At 66.4% G+C, this 17,112-nt stretch carries 27 protein-coding genes and 1 pseudogene; 17 read left to right on the top strand and 11 right to left on the bottom strand.

The genetic code is table 11. The annotated features are described in order from the left end of the window. Positions 1 to 210 precede the first annotated feature (210 nt). Entirely contained in the window at positions 211 to 1,461 is a 1,251-nt protein-coding gene (gene serA, locus BLT59_RS22800) for a phosphoglycerate dehydrogenase (RefSeq protein ID WP_091785944.1), read from the top strand. 175 nt (positions 1,462 to 1,636) lie between these two features. Beyond that, positions 1,637 to 2,116: a hypothetical protein gene (locus tag BLT59_RS22795; RefSeq protein ID WP_091785942.1), complete on the top strand. Its 480-nt coding sequence runs from the start codon at positions 1,637 to 1,639 to the stop codon at positions 2,114 to 2,116. 3 nt (positions 2,117 to 2,119) lie between these two features. On the opposite strand, the gene BLT59_RS31440 is transcribed toward BLT59_RS22795, so the two are convergent. Then, the gene (locus BLT59_RS31440) at positions 2,120 to 2,272 is read right to left on the bottom strand and encodes a hypothetical protein (protein WP_173009151.1); all 153 of its coding nucleotides are present in this window, start codon (positions 2,270 to 2,272) and stop codon (positions 2,120 to 2,122) included. Positions 2,273 to 2,587: 315 nt separating this feature from the next. On the opposite strand from BLT59_RS31440, the gene BLT59_RS22790 reads away from it, so the two are divergent. Then, the gene (locus BLT59_RS22790) at positions 2,588 to 2,803 is read left to right on the top strand and encodes a hypothetical protein (protein ID WP_091785939.1); all 216 of its coding nucleotides are present in this window, start codon (positions 2,588 to 2,590) and stop codon (positions 2,801 to 2,803) included. 201 nt (positions 2,804 to 3,004) lie between these two features. Here BLT59_RS22790 and BLT59_RS22785 read toward each other — a convergent pair whose 3' ends face one another. The 6 genes from BLT59_RS22785 to BLT59_RS22760 all read right to left on the bottom strand — a co-directional run bounded on the left by BLT59_RS22785 (position 3,005) and on the right by BLT59_RS22760 (position 6,988). Further along, a complete protein-coding gene (locus tag BLT59_RS22785; protein WP_091785936.1) occupies positions 3,005 to 3,337 on the bottom strand; it encodes a hypothetical protein in 333 nt (110 codons plus the stop codon). Positions 3,338 to 3,649: 312 nt separating this feature from the next. Continuing rightward, positions 3,650 to 4,228 carry an NADPH-dependent FMN reductase gene (locus tag BLT59_RS22780; RefSeq protein ID WP_091785933.1) on the bottom strand — a complete coding sequence of 193 codons (579 nt, stop codon included), beginning with the start codon at positions 4,226 to 4,228 and terminating at the stop codon, positions 3,650 to 3,652. 72 nt (positions 4,229 to 4,300) lie between these two features. Beyond that, positions 4,301 to 4,918 carry a cell wall anchor protein gene (locus BLT59_RS22775; RefSeq protein ID WP_091785930.1) on the bottom strand — a complete coding sequence of 206 codons (618 nt, stop codon included), beginning with the start codon at positions 4,916 to 4,918 and terminating at the stop codon, positions 4,301 to 4,303. Between the two features lie 130 nt (positions 4,919 to 5,048). Continuing rightward, positions 5,049 to 5,267 carry a hypothetical protein gene (locus tag BLT59_RS22770; protein ID WP_091785926.1) on the bottom strand — a complete coding sequence of 73 codons (219 nt, stop codon included), beginning with the start codon at positions 5,265 to 5,267 and terminating at the stop codon, positions 5,049 to 5,051. Positions 5,268 to 5,778: 511 nt separating this feature from the next. Beyond that, on the bottom strand, positions 5,779 to 6,093 hold the full coding sequence (locus tag BLT59_RS22765; RefSeq protein WP_091785923.1) for a hypothetical protein: 315 nt from the start codon (positions 6,091 to 6,093) through the stop codon (positions 5,779 to 5,781). Between the two features lie 34 nt (positions 6,094 to 6,127). Further along, entirely contained in the window at positions 6,128 to 6,988 is an 861-nt protein-coding gene (locus BLT59_RS22760) for a glucose 1-dehydrogenase (RefSeq protein WP_091785920.1), read from the bottom strand. Between the two features lie 409 nt (positions 6,989 to 7,397). Between BLT59_RS22760 and BLT59_RS22755 the strand changes: the two genes are divergently transcribed. The 9 genes from BLT59_RS22755 to map all read left to right on the top strand — a co-directional run bounded on the left by BLT59_RS22755 (position 7,398) and on the right by map (position 11,264). Then, positions 7,398 to 7,580, top strand: coding sequence for a hypothetical protein (locus BLT59_RS22755; RefSeq protein WP_091785917.1), 183 nt, complete (start codon positions 7,398 to 7,400; stop codon positions 7,578 to 7,580). 71 nt (positions 7,581 to 7,651) lie between these two features. Then, positions 7,652 to 7,969: a hypothetical protein gene (locus BLT59_RS22750; RefSeq protein WP_091786119.1), complete on the top strand. Its 318-nt coding sequence runs from the start codon at positions 7,652 to 7,654 to the stop codon at positions 7,967 to 7,969. 162 nt (positions 7,970 to 8,131) lie between these two features. Beyond that, positions 8,132 to 8,326 carry a hypothetical protein gene (locus BLT59_RS22745; RefSeq protein ID WP_091785914.1) on the top strand — a complete coding sequence of 65 codons (195 nt, stop codon included), beginning with the start codon at positions 8,132 to 8,134 and terminating at the stop codon, positions 8,324 to 8,326. 375 nt (positions 8,327 to 8,701) lie between these two features. Next, positions 8,702 to 8,830 carry a hypothetical protein gene (locus BLT59_RS32190; RefSeq protein ID WP_280141070.1) on the top strand — a complete coding sequence of 43 codons (129 nt, stop codon included), beginning with the start codon at positions 8,702 to 8,704 and terminating at the stop codon, positions 8,828 to 8,830. 24 nt (positions 8,831 to 8,854) lie between these two features. Further along, entirely contained in the window at positions 8,855 to 9,115 is a 261-nt protein-coding gene (locus tag BLT59_RS22740; protein ID WP_091785911.1) for a hypothetical protein, read from the top strand. Then, on the top strand, positions 9,112 to 9,396 hold the full coding sequence (locus tag BLT59_RS22735) for a hypothetical protein (RefSeq protein ID WP_091785908.1): 285 nt from the start codon (positions 9,112 to 9,114) through the stop codon (positions 9,394 to 9,396). Before BLT59_RS22740 ends, BLT59_RS22735 begins: the two co-directional genes overlap by 4 nt. Next, a complete protein-coding gene (locus BLT59_RS22730; protein WP_091785905.1) occupies positions 9,393 to 9,611 on the top strand; it encodes a hypothetical protein in 219 nt (72 codons plus the stop codon). The genes BLT59_RS22735 and BLT59_RS22730 overlap by 4 nt, the downstream gene beginning before the upstream one ends. A gap of 30 nt (positions 9,612 to 9,641) precedes the next feature. Next, positions 9,642 to 9,845 carry a hypothetical protein gene (locus BLT59_RS22725; RefSeq protein ID WP_091785902.1) on the top strand — a complete coding sequence of 68 codons (204 nt, stop codon included), beginning with the start codon at positions 9,642 to 9,644 and terminating at the stop codon, positions 9,843 to 9,845. Between the two features lie 666 nt (positions 9,846 to 10,511). Beyond that, a complete protein-coding gene (gene map / locus BLT59_RS22720) occupies positions 10,512 to 11,264 on the top strand; it encodes a type I methionyl aminopeptidase (RefSeq protein WP_091785899.1) in 753 nt (250 codons plus the stop codon). Positions 11,265 to 11,621: 357 nt separating this feature from the next. Here map and BLT59_RS22715 read toward each other — a convergent pair whose 3' ends face one another. The 3 genes from BLT59_RS22715 to BLT59_RS22705 all read right to left on the bottom strand — a co-directional run bounded on the left by BLT59_RS22715 (position 11,622) and on the right by BLT59_RS22705 (position 12,271). After that, positions 11,622 to 11,840, bottom strand: coding sequence for a ubiquitin family protein (locus tag BLT59_RS22715; RefSeq protein WP_091785896.1), 219 nt, complete (start codon positions 11,838 to 11,840; stop codon positions 11,622 to 11,624). Beyond that, positions 11,824 to 11,973, bottom strand: coding sequence for a hypothetical protein (locus BLT59_RS22710; RefSeq protein ID WP_244514114.1), 150 nt, complete (start codon positions 11,971 to 11,973; stop codon positions 11,824 to 11,826). Before BLT59_RS22710 ends, BLT59_RS22715 begins: the two co-directional genes overlap by 17 nt. 73 nt (positions 11,974 to 12,046) lie before the next feature. Beyond that, positions 12,047 to 12,271: a hypothetical protein gene (locus BLT59_RS22705; protein WP_091785890.1), complete on the bottom strand. Its 225-nt coding sequence runs from the start codon at positions 12,269 to 12,271 to the stop codon at positions 12,047 to 12,049. A gap of 1,211 nt (positions 12,272 to 13,482) precedes the next feature. Between BLT59_RS22705 and BLT59_RS22695 the strand changes: the two genes are divergently transcribed. Beyond that, entirely contained in the window at positions 13,483 to 14,358 is an 876-nt protein-coding gene (locus BLT59_RS22695) for a transporter (RefSeq protein ID WP_091785884.1), read from the top strand. 291 nt (positions 14,359 to 14,649) lie between these two features. Continuing rightward, the gene (locus BLT59_RS30765) at positions 14,650 to 14,868 is read left to right on the top strand and encodes a hypothetical protein (RefSeq protein ID WP_139174102.1); all 219 of its coding nucleotides are present in this window, start codon (positions 14,650 to 14,652) and stop codon (positions 14,866 to 14,868) included. Between the two features lie 433 nt (positions 14,869 to 15,301). Here the strand turns inward: BLT59_RS30765 and BLT59_RS22685 are convergent. Further along, a pseudogene (locus BLT59_RS22685) lies at positions 15,302 to 15,987 on the bottom strand (Y-family DNA polymerase); the annotation flags it as partial. Between the two features lie 251 nt (positions 15,988 to 16,238). Between BLT59_RS22685 and BLT59_RS22680 the strand changes: the two are divergent. The 3 genes from BLT59_RS22680 to BLT59_RS22670 all read left to right on the top strand — a co-directional run. Next, positions 16,239 to 16,493: a hypothetical protein gene (locus tag BLT59_RS22680; RefSeq protein WP_091785877.1), complete on the top strand. Its 255-nt coding sequence runs from the start codon at positions 16,239 to 16,241 to the stop codon at positions 16,491 to 16,493. Between the two features lie 33 nt (positions 16,494 to 16,526). Next, a complete protein-coding gene (locus BLT59_RS22675; RefSeq protein ID WP_091785874.1) occupies positions 16,527 to 16,769 on the top strand; it encodes a hypothetical protein in 243 nt (80 codons plus the stop codon). A 55-nt stretch (positions 16,770 to 16,824) separates the two neighbouring features. After that, positions 16,825 to 17,112: helix-turn-helix domain-containing protein (locus BLT59_RS22670; protein WP_139174101.1), on the top strand; the 288-nt coding region annotated here is incomplete at its 3' end.

Genomic DNA, 17,112 nt, shown 5'->3' with positions numbered 1-17,112 from the left:
CTTTGAGCTGCCTGAATATTCGGCAGCAGGTGGGTCGGGTCCTTTCTGCCGAAGCCATGCAGCAGGCCGAGGGCGGGGCTGCGGCCTTGCCGGGCGGGTCGGCGTCGCGCGATGTTGCAACGCACACGGCAGCCTCCTATTCCCTGACCCCGCGAATCCAGGGTCGGCGGGCTTCGGCCGGAACGACCTGCTGCCGGACGATCGATGCCCATGATACCCGACAAGCTTTCCCTGCCGAAGGACAAGATCCGGGTCCTCCTGCTCGAGGGCATCAACGACAGCGCCGTGGCGCTGATGCGGGCAGCCGGCTACACCAACCTGACCCGGCTGCCGAAGGCGCTCGACCGGGAGGCCCTGCATGAGGCGCTCCAGGGCGTGCACATGGTCGGGATCCGCTCCCGCACGCAGCTCGATGCGGCCGCCTTCGAGGCGGCGGACCGGCTCCTGGCGGTGGGCTGCTTCTCGGTCGGCACGAACCAGGTCGATCTGGAGGCGGCCCGCCACCTGGGCATTCCGGTCTTCAACGCCCCCTTCTCCAACACACGTTCGGTGGCGGAGCTGACGATCGGCGAGATCGTGATGCTGTTGCGCCGGATCGTTCCGCGCTCGGTCGGCGCCCACGCCGGCCGCTGGGACAAGTCGGCCACGGGTTCTCTGGAGGTCCGCGGCAAGACGCTGGGCATCGTCGGCTACGGCAATATCGGGACGCAGCTCTCCACGCTCGCCGAAGCCATGGGCATGCGGGTTCTGTATTACGACCACACCGACAAGCTGCGCCACGGCAACACCGAGCCGGTCGAGACGCTGAAGGCGCTCCTGGCGCAGAGCGACGTCGTCTCGCTTCACGTACCGGAGACCGAAGCCACCGCCAACATGATCGGCGCGGCCGAGATCCGCGCGATGAAGCCCGGCGCCTTCCTGATCAACAACGCCCGGGGCACCGTGGTCGATCTCGAGGCGCTGGCGGCGGCGTTGCGCGACGGCCATCTCAAGGGCGCGGCCGTCGACGTCTTCCCGGTGGAGCCCGGCTCCAACGCCGAACCCTTCGTGAGCCCCCTCCAGGGGCTCGAGAACGTGATCCTGACTCCGCATATCGGCGGCTCCACCGAGGAGGCTCAGGAGCGCATCGGCTCCGAGGTGGCGCGCAAGCTGGTGGATTACTCCGATATCGGCTCCACGGTCGGCGCCGTGAATTTCCCGCAGGTGCAGCTCCCGGCACGTCCGACCGGGACGCGCTTCATCCACGTGCAGCGGAACCTGCCCGGCATGCTCGGGCGCCTCAACGACGTGTTCTCCCGCGGCCGCGTCAACATTGCCGCGCAGTTCTACCAGACCGACGGCGAGGTCGGTTACGTGGTGCTGGAGACGGACGCCACCGATGCGGATGCGGAGGCGCTGCTCGCCGAGATCCGCGCCATTCCGGGCACGATCCGCGCCCGCCTGCTCTACGAGCGACGCTGAGCGGGAAGGCGCGTTCCGCGCGACCATCGGCCAAACGGGAATTTAAGCGACGCGCGTGAACGCCCTTGGTCTTGCCGCGTTCGTCTTGCGCGGCCAAGCTGGCCGCTGTTCAAGTCATGGACGGCATCATCGACGGCTTCGACCGATCGAGCGCCCGACCGGCGGAGGAATTGCGGTGACGAAGCGGGTAGCATGCGCATGGGCCACCCTCGTGCTCGGCATAGCCGGGGCGGCCTCGGTCGTCTCGAGCGCGTCGGCGGATTGCCTGCGCCGCGTCTATAACCGGTCGAACCTCGTTCTGGTCGCCCGCCAGGACGGCGGACCCCCCACGACGCTGCTGCCGGGCCGGTCCCTGCCGGTGCGGCTGTCGCGGCCAGGACAGATCGATATCGCGGGCTATTGCGGCGTGCCGCAGGCGGGCGGGGCCCCGGTCACCCAGCGGACCTTCGACTACGAGGCGGTGCTCGACCGCTGCTTCGTCCGGTTCGGCGGCGACCTGTTCGTGCCGCAGCTCGGGCGCGGCTTCATCGGCCTTCAGGAGACGGCCCCGTTCACGGTGAACAATCCGCGCCAGGGGGACATCGTCCTCGGGCCCGCGGCCGGAGCCTCCTGTCCGCTGCCGAGTCCGGCTTCCGTTCTCAGCCGACGCGGTTGAACGTCAGAGATAGTGCCGGAAGACCACGCCGGCATCCTCGGAGGCGCTGGGCTGCTGCGGCGATACCGGCCCAACGAATGGGCTTGCGAGGCGCAGGGCCACGAGGCCGAGGGCTGCCAGCGCAGGAGCGAACAGGCGGAACGGGCGAGCGAGCATGGACGCCTCCGTCGCGCGTCCGTTTCAGCCTGCGTCGTGCATGCAGACCGGATGCGCATGTGAAGCATCGCACCTCACGGTCGAGCTGGACGTGCCAAAGCGCACATGGGTAACGTTAAGCGTGGTCCCAGCACCTTCGAGCGCGGCAACAGTCCGGCGTGACGTGACGGCAGGTCGAATGCGTCCACCGCGCCGCTGGCAAGTGCACCGATGCGCTCCTATGCTGCACGGCGTCGGGGGTTGCCTGGGGTCGCGCTGCACGGGCCGCGATGGCGCTTCCCGGATGGAACCGACTGCGTGAACGAGGACGCGCGTATGCTGACCCAGACAGGCAACTCGATTCTCCGAGGCGATCTCGGCGTCGAGGAGACCATCGAGTCCGACAACATCGTCCGCTGGGACGGCGAGCGGCTTTATGTGGAGCAGGACGTCTTCCACAACGGCCAATTGGTTCACCGCAAGTATCGCCGCACCGTCACCGAGCCGGTCGCGCGCGTTCTCTGGGCGATCATCAACCGCGCCAAGCAGTGACCCGCCGGGCATCGGCCGAACCTGCCCGTACCGACGCTCCGGCTATTGGGCCATACCGAAGGGCACAGTTGCCGGCGAAGAGTGCCGATTACGGCGATCCGCGCTTCGGAACCCGGCCGCATCGCTGCCGGATGCATCGAGGGGGCGACCTGCTGGTACCGGTTCCCTGAACCGGCGGCCACGCTCAAAGCCGCGCCGCGCCTAGGCGGCGACGGCCGCGGTCGGTTCGACCAGGGTGAGGTGGGTCGGCCGCAGCACATCGAGGCGCTCATGCGCGTTGTCGAAGGCGGCCCGGATGGTGGTGCTCGCGTCCTCGACGGCGACCAGAACTGCCAGTTTCTGCGCACTGGCCCGATCCGCGAGGCTGCGGGCCGCTGTGACGAGCGACTGCTCCAGGTTCAGGAATTCCGCTTCGGCATCCTTCCCCGCATCGCGCGCGACCGAGGCAAGGCGGTCTAGCACGGCTTCCAGGGCATGGCGCAGGACAAGCGTCCGCACGCGCTCCTGCAGGAGCGCCCTCTCGTCGATCTTCATCGGAATCGGTCCGGGTTCGGGAACACGGCCAAGCTCTCATACTTCGACGCCGTGTGCAGCCACCTTTTTGCAACAGCGTAATACTGTCTCGCGACCTTGCCGCTCCGCGGGTTCACCGTTTCGGTGGATCGCCGGTGCAAAGTTGTTCTGCAATCATATGCTGAGTATTTGTGCAATTGGAGTATTAAATGCGCCTCTTCGATGGCGTCATCGCAGAGATTCGCGCGTTTGAAGGCACGTGTCGCTGCGCGAATAGTGCTGATTCGCGGGTGACGCGGCGTGCCGCGGGTTCCGGCCGCCGGCGCCCCCTTCTCAGTACGGCGTGCCGCGCTGGCGCCGATCCCGCAGCGCCTCGGCGTGCCATTCCAGCTCGTCGAGGAAGCGGGCGGCCGCCGTCGCGAGCCACGGCTCGGTGGGGACGCCCTGCGCATCGATGACCTTATGGAGCCGCGGGATCGGCAGGAGCGACGGGATGCTGGACATGCCCATTTCGGCGAGCATCGCCCGCAGCGGCATCGCTGCCCGGACGCCGCCGAACTGGCCGGCCGAATAGCAGCAGATGGCCGAGGGCCGCCAGAAGTACTCCTCGAGGAAGTGATCGAGGGTGTTGGACAGCGCTGGCGGGACGCCGTGGTTGTACTCGGCCGTGACCACAAGAAAGGCGTCGGCACGGCGGAAGAGTTCGGCGAGCCGCTGCAGGGGCTCCGGCGCGGTCCCGGCCGGGTATTCCTTGTACATCCGGTCCAGGAGCGGGAGCCTCAGCTCGGCCGGATCGACCAGCGGAGCGACGTGGCCGCGCGCCTCAAGCTGCGCGATCAGGAAGCGGGCGGCGCGGATGCCGATGCGGTCGGTCCGAACGCTGCCGACGATCACGGGGACGGTCAGGGGCATGGCGATCTCCGGTTCGTCGGATCATGCCAGAGGTCACCGCGCGGCTCCAGACGCCACGCACGCCCGGGGTCATCAGGCCTTGGTGCTGCTGGTGAGCGCGGCCGCGATGCCGAGAGGCCCGCCGGTCGCATAGGCGGTGATCGCCTTCGTCACCTGTTGCAGGAAGGATTGCAGGTCGCTCCCGCTGCCCGTCGCCGCCGCGGCTTCGCCGGTCGGCGTCGCGCTCGCGGACGTGCTCGCGGACGTGGACGCATCCGTCGCGCTGCCGGTCTGCTCGGGCTCTCCGTTCTGCGTCTCATCCGAAACCGGCCGATGGCCATGGTGGCCGCGATGAGGGTGGACGGGAGCCGCGCCGGCCGCGGCCTGGTCCGGCGCCGTGCCGGTCGTGGACGTGTCGTCAGCATTGGCCGTGGCTTCCGCCGGCGCCGTGACGCCGTTCTGAAGACCCATCTGGCTGAAGTCGGATTGCAGCTGCAGGAGCGACGCCAGCAGATCGTTCGACATAGCCGGTGTCGAGGCTGTGCCGGTGGCCTGGGCAGGACTCCCCGCCTCGGCCGCTGTGCCGGTCGCCTGGCTCGCCGCCGCTGTGGTGCCGATGTCGAGACGCGTGGCATTCGCCGCGCGCGCCTGCCTCAGGGCGCTGACAAGATCCCGCTGGAGAGAACTGCCCGTAACCGCATTCACCGACATGGTACGCCTCCGCGACCGCTTTCGGTGAGGGCAGGCACGGACCGTTCCAGGATTTTCCCAATGATTTCAACAATGCTCCGGGGCTTCCTTCCGGCAGGATCCGCCGAGCGGCAGAATCTGCCGGTCCAGCCTAGCCGCCCGACATGGACCGGATGAGGACGGGGCCGGTGGCATGCCGGCTGCCGAAGAAGGCCAGCGGCGCGATCACGGTCAGCAGCACGCTCAGCAGGAACAGGGCACACAGCCCCTCGGTCACGGCCTCGCCCCACCTATCGGCCGTCTGGATGAGGATCCAGCCGAAGGTGAACACTGAAGGGATCACGAGCGGCAGGCCGAGACCGGACATCATCACCGATCACGCGTCCGCACCGGCCGGAGCCAGCATCGACCCTTCAGGCGCGGCAGTGACGCGGCGGGCGCGCTCCATGTCCCGGCCTCATCGCTCTCGTTCCCGCCCAGGACCGACGCATCGACCGCGCCGGCCCCTCTGTATTCCTCGGGAGACTTGCCGGCCGCGTGCAGCGATCAGAACAAGTGCTCTCGGGCCCAGGACGGCCAGCAAGACCCGGTCCCACGCCGGCTCGCTACGCAGCGGGGCCGCGGCACCGACGAAGCCGAGGGCACCCACTGCGTCGCAGGCGAGATGGCGCCGCATCGAGAGCGGGGGCACGAGGCCGCCCTCATAGCGCGTCAGGACCGTCTAGGCCGTGTGCCAGACCGGCCCGGCCTGCAGGATCCGGCGGGGTCGTGGGGCTTCGCCCCGGCCGCCGCGACAGCGCGGCGATCAGGGCCGGAAACACATGGTCGCTGACGGCACCGACACGGGTCGGGATCATGTCTCGCGCGTCCTCCTCGCGAGGTCAGGATGATCGCGGGCCGGTGCTCGCGTCGCCGAGATGGCGGAGGTTCTCGGGCGGTGTCTCGGCCTCCGTCGCTTCGACCGAGGCCATGCTGCCGCCGCCCACCGCGTCGAGACGCTGCTGCCCCGACGCGATGCGGGCGACCTCGGCCTCCCAGCTCGGATCGGATTGGCGCTCACGCTCGAGCTCCGCCGGGCGGCCGAGATCCCGGGCTTCATCCTGCCCGAGATCCTGACCATTTCGGTCGGCATTGGCGCTGAAGCTGCGAAGGTTCGGGCGGGCGGATGGTTTCGGATCAGCCGGATTCTGGGTCATCGATGCTTTCCTGGGAAAAAGGAGCGGGCTCGGGTCAGATAATCGGCTTGCCGCCGGTCACCGCGACGGTGGCGCCGGAGACGTAGCTCGATTCCGGGCTGGCCAGCATCACGTAGACCGGAGCGAGTTCGCAGGGCTGGCCGGGGCGTTTCATCGGCACCTGCGAGCCGAAGGTACGCACCTTCTCCTCCGGCATGGTGGAGGGGATGAGCGGCGTCCAGATCGGCCCGGGGGCCACGCAATTCACCCGGATGTCGCGCTCCGCCAGCAGCTGCGCCAGGCCGCCGGTGAAGTTCTGGATCGCGCCCTTGGTGGTGGCGTAGGCCAGCAATTGCGGGCTGGGCGTATCGGCGTTTACCGAGGTGGTGTTGATGATCGCGCTTCCGGCCTTCATGTGCGGCAGAGCGGCTTTCACCAGATAGAACATCGCGTGGATGTTGGTCGCGAAGGTGACTTCCCACTCCTCATCGGAGATCTCCTCCGGATTGGCGAAGGTTTTCTGGTGCGCGGCGTTGTTGACGAGCACGTCGACCTGTCCGAACGCCGCCACCGCCTTGTCGACGATGGCACGGCAATGTTTCGGGTCCTTGATGTCCCCTGCCATAGCGATGGCGGTGCGGCCTGCCGATTCCACCAAGCGGCAGGTCTCGCGGGCATCGTCGTGCTCGTCGTAGTAGCTGATCAGCACGTCCGCGCCCTCTCGGGCGAAGGCCAGTGCCACCGCGCGGCCGATCCCGCTATCCGCACCGGTGATGATCGTCTTGCGGCCGGCGAGCCGGCCCGAGCCGCGGTAATGCGCCTCGCCGTAATCCGGGCGTGGGTCCATGTCTGCGTCGCGGGCCGGCGGGGTGAGCTGTCGCTGCCTGTCGAAGGGCGGCTTCGGAAAGTCGGTCATGATGACGCTCCTTGCAAAGGTGGCGAGGCGCCCGCGGTGCACGGGTCTCGACGCGCTGCGTCGAACAGGAAGGCGGACCGCCGCTTCGACGGCTGAATCGATCCGGCCGGGTCTCACACCCGTCGACGTCTTCCGACGGCGCGGACCGGATTCACGTTCTGAGGGATCCTCGGGAGCCCTGGCCCCTGGTTCGACAACCCGACCCGGCGATCATTGTTTCGCGTGTCAGCGCAGTATAGACGCCGCCGGTGCCGATCGATCGCGGCGTCTACTCGGGAAGTAGAACGTATATTTGTGCTCTATCGGCACTGCGCGCCAGGCTTCGCTGTCAAGCGTGGCCAAATAAGCCTGGTGCGGAACGATGCGGATCTTGTCGGGTTGGCCCCACATTGGGCACCGAGGAGTACACATGACGACCAAGCCACCGCCTGTTCCTCCGGCCAACCGCTCCGACAAGGGACCCGGTAGCGCCACAGAGGCGCCGCTCACCCAGGGCCGGCCCGGATCTCAGACAAAGGATCCGGACAAGGTCGGCCAATCCGGAAATTCCAAGGTGAACACCACCAACCAGGGCTACCAGCAGGACCGCTGAGCGCGCGCTGCGCGTGGGTGCAGCCTCTGGTTGCGCCCAACGATTTCGTTGAACCGCACCGGAGGATGATCATGGCGAATGCAAGTCGGCACAAGATCGGCCCGGGCGCCCAGGGCAAGGGCTCCGGAACAGGGGCCATGTCGGAGCTGCCCGACGGCGTTTTGCCGGAGAACATGGTGCTCAGCAACCGGGACAAGTCGCGACACAGTGACGAGCGCGGCTTGGACAGCAAGAACGTTCAGACGGAGCAGTATCAGGACCATGCCGGCAACCGGCAGGTGCTCGCCGATGTGGGGCCTGACGAGGACGGCAATACCAGCGGCATGGCAAACCCGAAGACGGACGAGTCCGGGGCGCAGAGCAGCCTGAAGCGTCAGCAGCACTCATAGAAGTTTCGCCGGGTTGTCCCGGAGGCGCGGCGCTTGGGCCGCGTCTTCCGCAACCGCGCCGGGCATGGCGGTCGCAGACCCTTGTTGGCGCGCCGCGCTCGGTATCCGGATCTGAGGAGGCCGGGCGTCTGCCGGCCTCCTGTTCAACGCCGGAGACGCATCATGTGGAGACCGGTTTCCCTGGCCGTGTCGCTTCTCGGCTTGGCAGCCACCCGCGTTCACGCGCAGGCGATCAATCCAACACCTGGAACCGAGCCGGCACAGTCCAACGGACTCCTCGGCATGCCATCCCTGCTGCTCGTCGGCGTGATCATCGCCTTCGCGGTTCTGTACGCGCTCCGCGCCCGCCGTCGCTGAGCGACGGCTCCGTGGCTTGCTGACGACGGCAAGGTCGTTCGGGTCGCGTATCCTGAGCCTGAGCGCCGATCAGGAAAAGCGGATTGCCGTGGACGCGGAGAAGTCGAGCCTTCACCGTGGCGCCGCGTAGCGGCGGCCTCGTATCGGCGAGGGCACTGAAAGTCTTGATTGTGATGGAGCCGGTCTTGTGGCTCCCCGAGCCGAACTCGAACCTGCGACAAGGCGACTAACAGTCGGGGTGATCCTACCGATTTCACGTGAGCGCGTCACCTCGCGGCGCCTGTCTCCAAGCGCGCAATGGACCCCCTCCCCCCGCCACGTTAGCCTCGTCCCATGTGTCCTGCCCGCAATCCTATTCCCGAAGCTGTCGCGGCCTTGGTCGCTGCCGGCTACATGGTCGAGCCGTTTGCCGAAGATCCCGCGCTGTGGCGGGTGAATGGCGAGGTGATGACCGGCGCTGAGCTCCTCGATGAGGCAATGCGCATGGGCCTCATGGACGGCTGAGGCCGCCTCCGGTAGCTCTTCACCATGGCCAAAGAACCCGCGACCGCCCCCGAGCTGCGCAAGGCCGCCGAGGTCAGCGATCAGGAAATCGACGCCACGGTCCACGCGGTTCCGGCCGACCTCGCCTCCGAATCGTACCCACTCGCGAAGGGCTGGACCCTCAACCTCGTTGTGACGCTCCGCGCGAACACGCGCGCGGCCGAGGCGCTGACCACCGACAAGCCGGTCTGGAAGCGGCACATGGTCCGAACCGCGATCCTGCTGGCACATTCGGTGACGCGATGAACGGACGAGTTGCCACAGCCGAAGGCCGGCACTGGTTCTACGACAACAAGATCCTGGTTGCAGCGTTCTGCCTGGTGTTGATCGTCGTCATTTTCTGGCGGGTAAGCCGCTTCGAGGGATTTGAGCCGATCTTCACCTGTGCATCGGAGAAAGACCTGGATCTCGGACTGCTGTCGATTGGCATGGAGGCGTGCATGGCGGGTGCGAAATCGCAAACGGCCCAAGCGCGCTGCATGCACGTGGTCCACCTTCTCGCCTGCAAGGAGGAGCGGTGGCGATGACGGATGTCCGGTCTGATCAACCGGAGGCCTCGCGCCAGCGCGCCGCGATCCAGCACATGATGCGGCGCCTTGACGGATTTGCGCGCGCGCTAGGATTGGACGAGGCGGCCACGCGGGAGATCGTCGCGAGGATCGCTGCCGATATGCCGGAGCGGTCGGACGAGGAGCGGCTCGAGACCGCACGCAGTTGCCTGCTGGCAGCGGCGTCGGCGTAGGTCGTCGTCGGGATAGAAGCGACAAGCGCGATGACGCCGCAGACACTCACCGGCTGGATCTTGTTCGCTGCCTTATGGCTTTCAGGGCCGATCACCGGCTACGCCGCATTGAACCTGGCGGCCGCCCGCTGGGAACGTAAGTCAATGAAGAGGCGCGACGTGCTTGCAGCCAGCATTCTGGCTCCTCTGTTGCTGGTCTCAGCACTGCTGCTCATGTTCGTGGATGGCTTGTAAGCAGCATGCCGAAGGCTCCATCGCCTCGAGGCGCCCGGCCGCGCCGAGACATCCGCCCGTATTTCCTGGCTACGCCCAAATCCGAGCCGTCTACGCCCACCGAGATCGCGGAGCGCGCCGGCCTGCCCGGCCGCGAGCGCGCCAAACACGCCGCCTGAGCGCTGGCGCGCCTGGAGGCCGACGGCTTGGCGTTCAGCCAGACCCCGGCGGACCTCGACGCGGTGGCGGTCCGTGGAGGCCGCGTCCACGTCTCTTCGACCTGATACCGGAGCACGATCTCAGGACCGCGATGGCCGCTTTCGCCCGGTTTCGATGAAAAACGCGGTGCCAGCACCTTAAACGTCATCGGAGAGGGTGCCCGAAGAGAAAACTTACCTCTTCCCGGCAGTGCGATCCAGCCGCCACAGCTTATGAGGGATTCATCTATGGTAGAAAGCTCCCGGGCCGACAGCTTTGGCGGTGTTGCTTCGAACAGGACCCGAGTTTTTCAGCACACTCGCCCCCAGTCAGGCATGTGGAACGTCATCACGAGCGCCTTGAAGCCGTCGTCTGCGATGAGCCCTGGCTTGAGGCTCTGCGTGGAGGGCAGTCAGCATCGATACGGAAATTGCGGACTTTAGAATTTCGCGCCACTACAGCCACTTTGGGGCTCGCAAGAGATACCGCATGACCGTGTCGAGCGACGACGACCTCGTAGGGCTCAAGAAGATCGGACGCATCGTTGCCGACACGCTCGAGGTGATGGGCCGCGCCATCGAGCCCGGCATGACCGAGCGTGAATTGGACCAAATCGGCCGGGACTACCTGAATGCGGCCGGTGCTCGCCCGGCTCCCGAACTGGTCTATGGCTTCCCGGGCGCGACCTGCATCAGTGTCAACGAGCAGATCGCCCATGGCATACCCGGCGATCGTCGTGTCAGGGCGGGGGACCTCATCAATATCGATGTCTCCGCCGAGAAGGATGGTTATTTCGCAGATACGGGCGCGTCGTTCGCTGTGCCTCCGGTGACACGAGCGGTCCAACGGCTCTGTCGCGACGGGCGTCGGGCAATGTGGACCGGATTGCGTCAGGTCAGCACCGGCAAGCCGTTTGCCGGCATCGGTCAAGCCGTTGGCACCTTCGCTCGGCAGAACGGCTATACGCTCGTGCGCAATCTCGCCAGCCACGGGGTCGGCCTGTCGCTGCATGAAGAGCCGACGGAGATCGCAACTTGGCCCGATGCTTCAGAACGGCGGATCATGACGGACGGGCTCGTCTTTACCGTCGAGCCATTCCTGTCTCTCGGAGCAGAATTCGCTGAGAATGGCGACGATGGCTGGACGCTCTATAGCCAACCAAGAGCTCCGACAGTGCAATACGAGCACACGGTTGTCGCGACCCGGAACGGGCCATTGGTCTTGACGACACCATCACCATAGGAGCGCACGTGACCGGCAGCGGCTGATGCGCCCCGATACGGCATGCCCGCCCAAGCAGGGTTTGGCAATTTGCGGCCCTGCAAAGAACGTCGGCTTCAAGGCCTGCGCTGCTCGCAAGCAGATCGACAGGAGACCACACGCACCGGCCATTCGGCGCCCGACCCATGCAGTCATGAAGAGAGCCGTCGGCGCTTCCCGAAAGCGGTCATTCGTGGGCCGACGGACAACGCCGGTCTGAGGTCCTGAGCGGACGGCACCAAGTGTTGGATTGGCCCAGTTGAGGGTTTGTCGCGAGCCTTCCCAGGATCATATCGGCGAAACCCGCGTCGGTCAGGATCTTGGTTTCGCCGGCAAGGGCTATTGTGCTCGTCCTGGCCCGTCCCTCAAGCCTAACCGCACAGCCATCACAAATAGGGCGTTGAGCGAGATCCAGTCACCGCCATCGATCCGCCAGCGGGCGAAGTCGTCATCCGGTTCAACCGTGTAGCCGTGGCACTGGAGGACGGCGACCGCGTCGAGCACCGGGTCATCGCCTTCGCCTAAGCTGGCATCCTTTCGGTCATGGAAGTGGGTCAAGGCCGAGGCTCATCACATCTGCGAGCTGGAACAGGAGGTCGCCCACGACAGCGATCGGCAGCAAGACGCAGAACTCATTGTCGTCGGGCGACCGTAATCGGACCGCCAATGTGCTGCCGCCGTCGATGATCACGACCGATCGCACCCCCGCGGCACCCAGCACGTATGGGACTCTGTTGTCCGACACAGTCATCCTCGAAGGTCCATCACGCGATTTCCATCTCAAGGGCGACGTCGGCCAGATAGGCCGCTATGCGCGTGCTCGCCTGGGTGTCGGTCGCTTCGATGATGAAACCCGCCCCGCCGGGCGGGGCGTCATATCGTCGAAGAACGGATTCGGCCTTGAGCGCCGCCTCTCGCTCCGACGTCGCGAGCAGGATGCGCTGATCGCCGTTGATACGGATCATGATGCGGAATGGGGCGCGCTTCATGCTTGGACCGCCTCGGTCTTCTCACCCGCGCTGTCGCGGCTCGATTGGTCAAGTTACGGCCAAGCTGACAAAACCGTTCCGCAATCCGAGAGGATTTCTGGTCAGTCGATCGTGTGTAACGACTTCCAGCTCTTTGAGTGCTTTGCGGGTTGGCCTGGTTCCGGAGAAACGCCTGCGCGCCCAGCAATTTTGCGCAAGCGCGGCGGATCTGCACCCGGCTCAGGGCTCGACGGGCGACTTCCGCTTTCGTGCACCGGCTCCCGAAAGCGCACTGGCGGACATCCCCCAGACCGACCAGGGGCTTCTACAGCGTCCCCTCGTCCTTCAACCACCGGCGGTCACCAGCACTGCCGGCAGGTGCCTGCCACTGGATCCTCGCCTCGATGATACTCGATCTCCCTTCTGTCCTCGCAGCCATCATGGTTGGTCTCTACCGAACAAAAAGTGCGCGGGCAGCGTTGATGTACGATCCCGAAATTGGGACGATTGAGGAACCGCCTATGCGCATGAAGATGTACGGCCTTGCGGCCGCGCTTACTGTTGCTCTGACCGGCACAGCCTACGCCCAACAGCCAGCCGGCGGCGGTAGCGCTACGGGCAACATGAACAACCCGGGTTCCGTGAAGAGCGAAGGGCAGAAGGCGACCGAAGAGACGACAGGTACCAGCACTCGCTCACCCGCAGCTGGCGCCGCGGCGGTGCCCGGAACCGGGACCGCGCGTCCTGGCGTCGGTGCAGGCGGGAGCGCCACCGCACCCGCACGGTAAAGCGCGCGGGCTTAACCGCACAACACGATCGTTGAATTCTCGGCAGGGGGCCGCCTGGAACGTGGCCCCTGCCAACATCACGCGGTCGTGACGCAGCTGGAGGCATCACGGCAGCCACTCGGGTCCGGCGACCGAGCCAACCCAGCCGCCCGGCCGCCGTCTGCGCTTCTCCAAAGGGGCCGCTCGTCAGTCCTCCGGAAACTCCGGCTCCGGGTGGAGGGCAGACTCTGGCTTTTCGCCCGGAAGCGGATGCTCCGCCCCTCGCCGGGCCTCACTGAAAAAGTGGATTGGGAACAACCGAAAAGGCAAGCCTTCGTTGTGTCGGCTGTTGCCCTATGGCTACGCTCACCTCGCAACTCTGCACACCACGCACGAGAAGGCCGCTTAATCCGTGCCGGCATGCAATAAAGGCCGATCCGACGACGGAGAGGTTTGGGCCGCGGAATGACGACAGCTGGGCTTATCCGGGCAACCCATACCGCTGCCATCGCGGCTGCGCTCACCTGCGGGTGGGCTGCCATTTCCGCGCAGGCAGGCTCGTCGGCGCAGCCCGGACAAACCGTGGGGCAAGCCCCGGGCGCCCCGTTGCCGATTGGACTCTACTTCATCGACACGTCGAGTTTCGGCTCGCGCGCTATCACCCCACGCGGCACCGACTCGAACATCAACCTGCCGTCCTTCATCTGGGCGACACCGGCCGAAGTGGTTGGCGGCCGACTGCAATTTGTCGTGTTGCAGCCGATCACGGCTTCGAGCACGCGGGGCGCGGCGTACCAAAGCGGGTTCGGTCAGACGCTGCTCGCTGCACAGGTGGCCTGGAAGCTCGGCAACAACCTCAATTTCAGTTATCTGCTCGGCGCGTACCTTCCGAGCGACACCAAGATCGTCATCCAAAATCCGGTTCTGCACCAACGCTTCGCCATCACCTACAATGGCGATGGCTGGAACCTGACTGGCAACTTCCTGTACGGGACCTTCTTCGATACGCGGTCGGCCAGCGGTAGTTTCTACCCGGACTTCCTCAATCTCGACCTCACGGCCACCAAGCATTTCGGCAAGTGGGAGATCGGGCCGGTAGCCTTCGGATCGACCGACCTGCCGACCACCAACCCGTCCTATGCTCGGCAGGGCCAGTTCGCTGTAGGCGGCCTGGTCGGATACAACTTCGGTCCGGTCAATCTTCAAGCCTACGTCACGCGGGACGTCGTTCAGCGCAACTACGCCGGACTCGAGACCCGCGGCTGGTTGCGCGCCACGGTGCCGATCTACCAGGAGAAGGGCGAAATGCCCGAGCCGAGCCCCATCCTAGGCAAATTCTGACACCGTCTCGGACACGCGGTGTGAGTGCATTCTCTCCTGCGATGGGGCACGAACGTCCCCGCAGCATCCCGAATGTCTGAACGGACCGGATCAGCAGGAGCTGAAGACCGCTCAAGCTTGGCCCGATCAAAAGCGCGCGGCTCAACCGCCGCCCGGCCCTGTCGTGACGGCTAATTCATCGGGTACCTGGAACCAGACCTTCCCGAAGCCTGCTACGGATCGAGAACGTGCGGAACGGCTATCCGCTAAATGCCCGCCTCGCCCTGACGGTGACAGGCGGAGATCCGCCCGATGCGGACCTTTCAAGTGGGCCGACATCAGATCCGCAGCCATCAAACAGGTTCCTTTCTCTCGCTGCTCGGCGGTAGTACCCGCTTCCGCCCGCTTCGAGCCAAATCACGGACCGTGGGCAAGCGTATCGGCATCTCCGCTTTCGATTTTGCCAAGACCACGCGATACTGCGCCGCCCAGCCACCAACGACCATTGTGTTGCGGCGCGACATAAATTGATTTCCTCCCGTTGGGATCAGTAGCGGATCGCCAGCGTTCTCACCATTGCTGGCAAATATCCGCGGAGCATCGTCATGGGTCTCGCCGCATTTGTTGTCTTCGTCGTCCCGTGGGTGGTGCTGGCGGTGTATTTCACGCGCGCGCCTACGGTGCTTCGTCTGGGGGCCGCCCCCGCTCCTTGGCGGGCGCTGCCGACCCACAGGGAGTTGGCACAGGCCCACCGGCAGGCGACGCACCCGAACCACGGGCGCAATCCAGATCACGGCGCCGTATCGAACCGGGACGGGCACGGTCCGACGGATCCGCCTCATGGTGGAGCGCTCGGTACGAGCGTGGAGCCTACCGAGCCAGACGACAAGGTGAGTTAGCGTACCAGAGCGCGTGCGGCAGGATGCGATCGCGAGTGCAGGAAATCGCTGACCTGCGTCGTCCAGTGCCGCGCCGCCTTGATCAGCGCCAGCGTGTCCGAGCCGTGCTCCGGCAGCGGCACGGTCGTCGAGACCGAGCGGATCGGCTCGTCCCGGCCGTGCTCGCTCGTGTGGTAGAAGATCGTGACGTGACCGGTGACGAGCCGCTGGCGCCGCAGCTTCTCGCCGAGCCGAGCCGAGCCGAGCCGAGCCGAGCCGAGCCGCGTCTCGCGTGCCACCACCTCGTCCAGCACCGCCCGCTCGGTGATCCGGCCGGAGAGCGAGCGCGCCACCGCGCAGCCTTCCGCCGCGCCGCCACCATCTCCAGCGGCAGGCAGGCCATGCCGCGCGGGTCGTGGATGATCCGCTCGCCCACAACGGTCAGGCTCTCGCGCACGGGACTCGGGTCCAGGTCGCGCAGATCGCGGGCGAGGTCGACCCGGAGCGCCGGCGCCACGTCAGACGGGTTCAGGAAACTCTCATCGGTGGAGCAGATCTCCACCTGTGGGCTGAGCTGCCGGTAGACCGTGTCGGTCCGCCCCGACACGTCGCTGAAGAGAGTGTCGTTCGTCGAGAACACTCGCGTGCCCTGCGCCCGCCACGGGCCGCGGATCTTGAAGTACGGGTCGCCCATCCGGACGCCGAGCGCCTTGGCCTCGGGGATCCGGGCGACGGCGCGGCCGTCGTTGTTCGAGAGCACGATCAGCGGCACGGGCACGGCGTCGGGGGTCTGGACCAGCGGCGCGCCGATCCAGTTGAGGTGCACCCGCGGCTTGGCCATGCTAGAACAAAAGCAGAACAATGCTTGTGCGCCAGCCGGGTGCAATCGGCGGACGAGACGTTTCTTCCCGGCCGTTGGATGAACGTGAACCCGGGTCGAAAATGCCGGTCGCAGCTGTGTCTTATGCGGACTGCGCGACCGGTGGAGAGCGGGTGACAGGCTGAGGCGAGCGAGAGACGGCGATGGCGATGAAGACGGCGTTCGTGGTGCAACCGTTCGAGGTGCACCGGAAACGGCTACGGCCGGCCCGGCAGGAGCCGGCACAGACCGAGAGCGGGGCGGTGAAGAAGGCCGAAAACCTGGCCAAGCGCATGCCGGGCGCAGCTGCGCTGAAGGTGGTGGCTGACGACGAGACCGGCGAGCTGGAGGGCGTGACGATCCTCGGTGAGTGGGGCGAGATCCCCGAGGACTTCGCCGAGAGCCTGCAGGGCGCGTAGACCGGGAATCCATCAGCGAGGTGGGAGAGCGCCATGTCGGCCGTTCGGCGGATCGGGAACTTCCTTCAGGTGCAGGATGGCGACGGTTGCCGCCACCTGCTGCGTGTCACGAGCGTTCAGGCGCTCAGCGACACGGACCTGATGCGCAACGAGACCTTCATCACGGCGGCGGGGCGCACCATCCGGGTGACGCAGCCGCTCGACGAGATCGTGGAGCTGGTCGCGCCGGGCGAGCGAACGGTGCCGGAGCAGAAGGATGAGGCGTGGCCGTTCTAGTGCAGTGACGCGGACGGAGGATTCACGCAGGCGGTGAGGCGTGCGAGTCTGGGCCATGGCTCAGACGGTATGCGTTCTTCTCGATGCGAGCGACGCGGCACGGCTGGCTGCGATCGCCAGCGACCGCTCTCGCCCGCTCAAACATATCCAGCGCGCCCGCATCGTCTTGCTCTCGGCCGAGCGCCTGAGTGTCCAGGACGTCGCCCGGCGAGCGGGCGTCAGCCGTCCGGCCGTGTGGCGCTGGCAGCGGCGCTACGCCGAGGCGGGCGTCGAGGGTCTGCTGCGCGACAAGACGCGTCCGCCCGGGACACCACCCCATTCGACCGAGACGGTCGCCGAGGTG

It is taken from the genome of Methylobacterium sp. UNC378MF (genome assembly GCF_900103195.1).
Taxonomy (GTDB): Bacteria; Pseudomonadota; Alphaproteobacteria; order Rhizobiales; family Beijerinckiaceae; genus Methylobacterium.
This window is presented reverse-complemented; position numbering and strand designations above follow the sequence as displayed.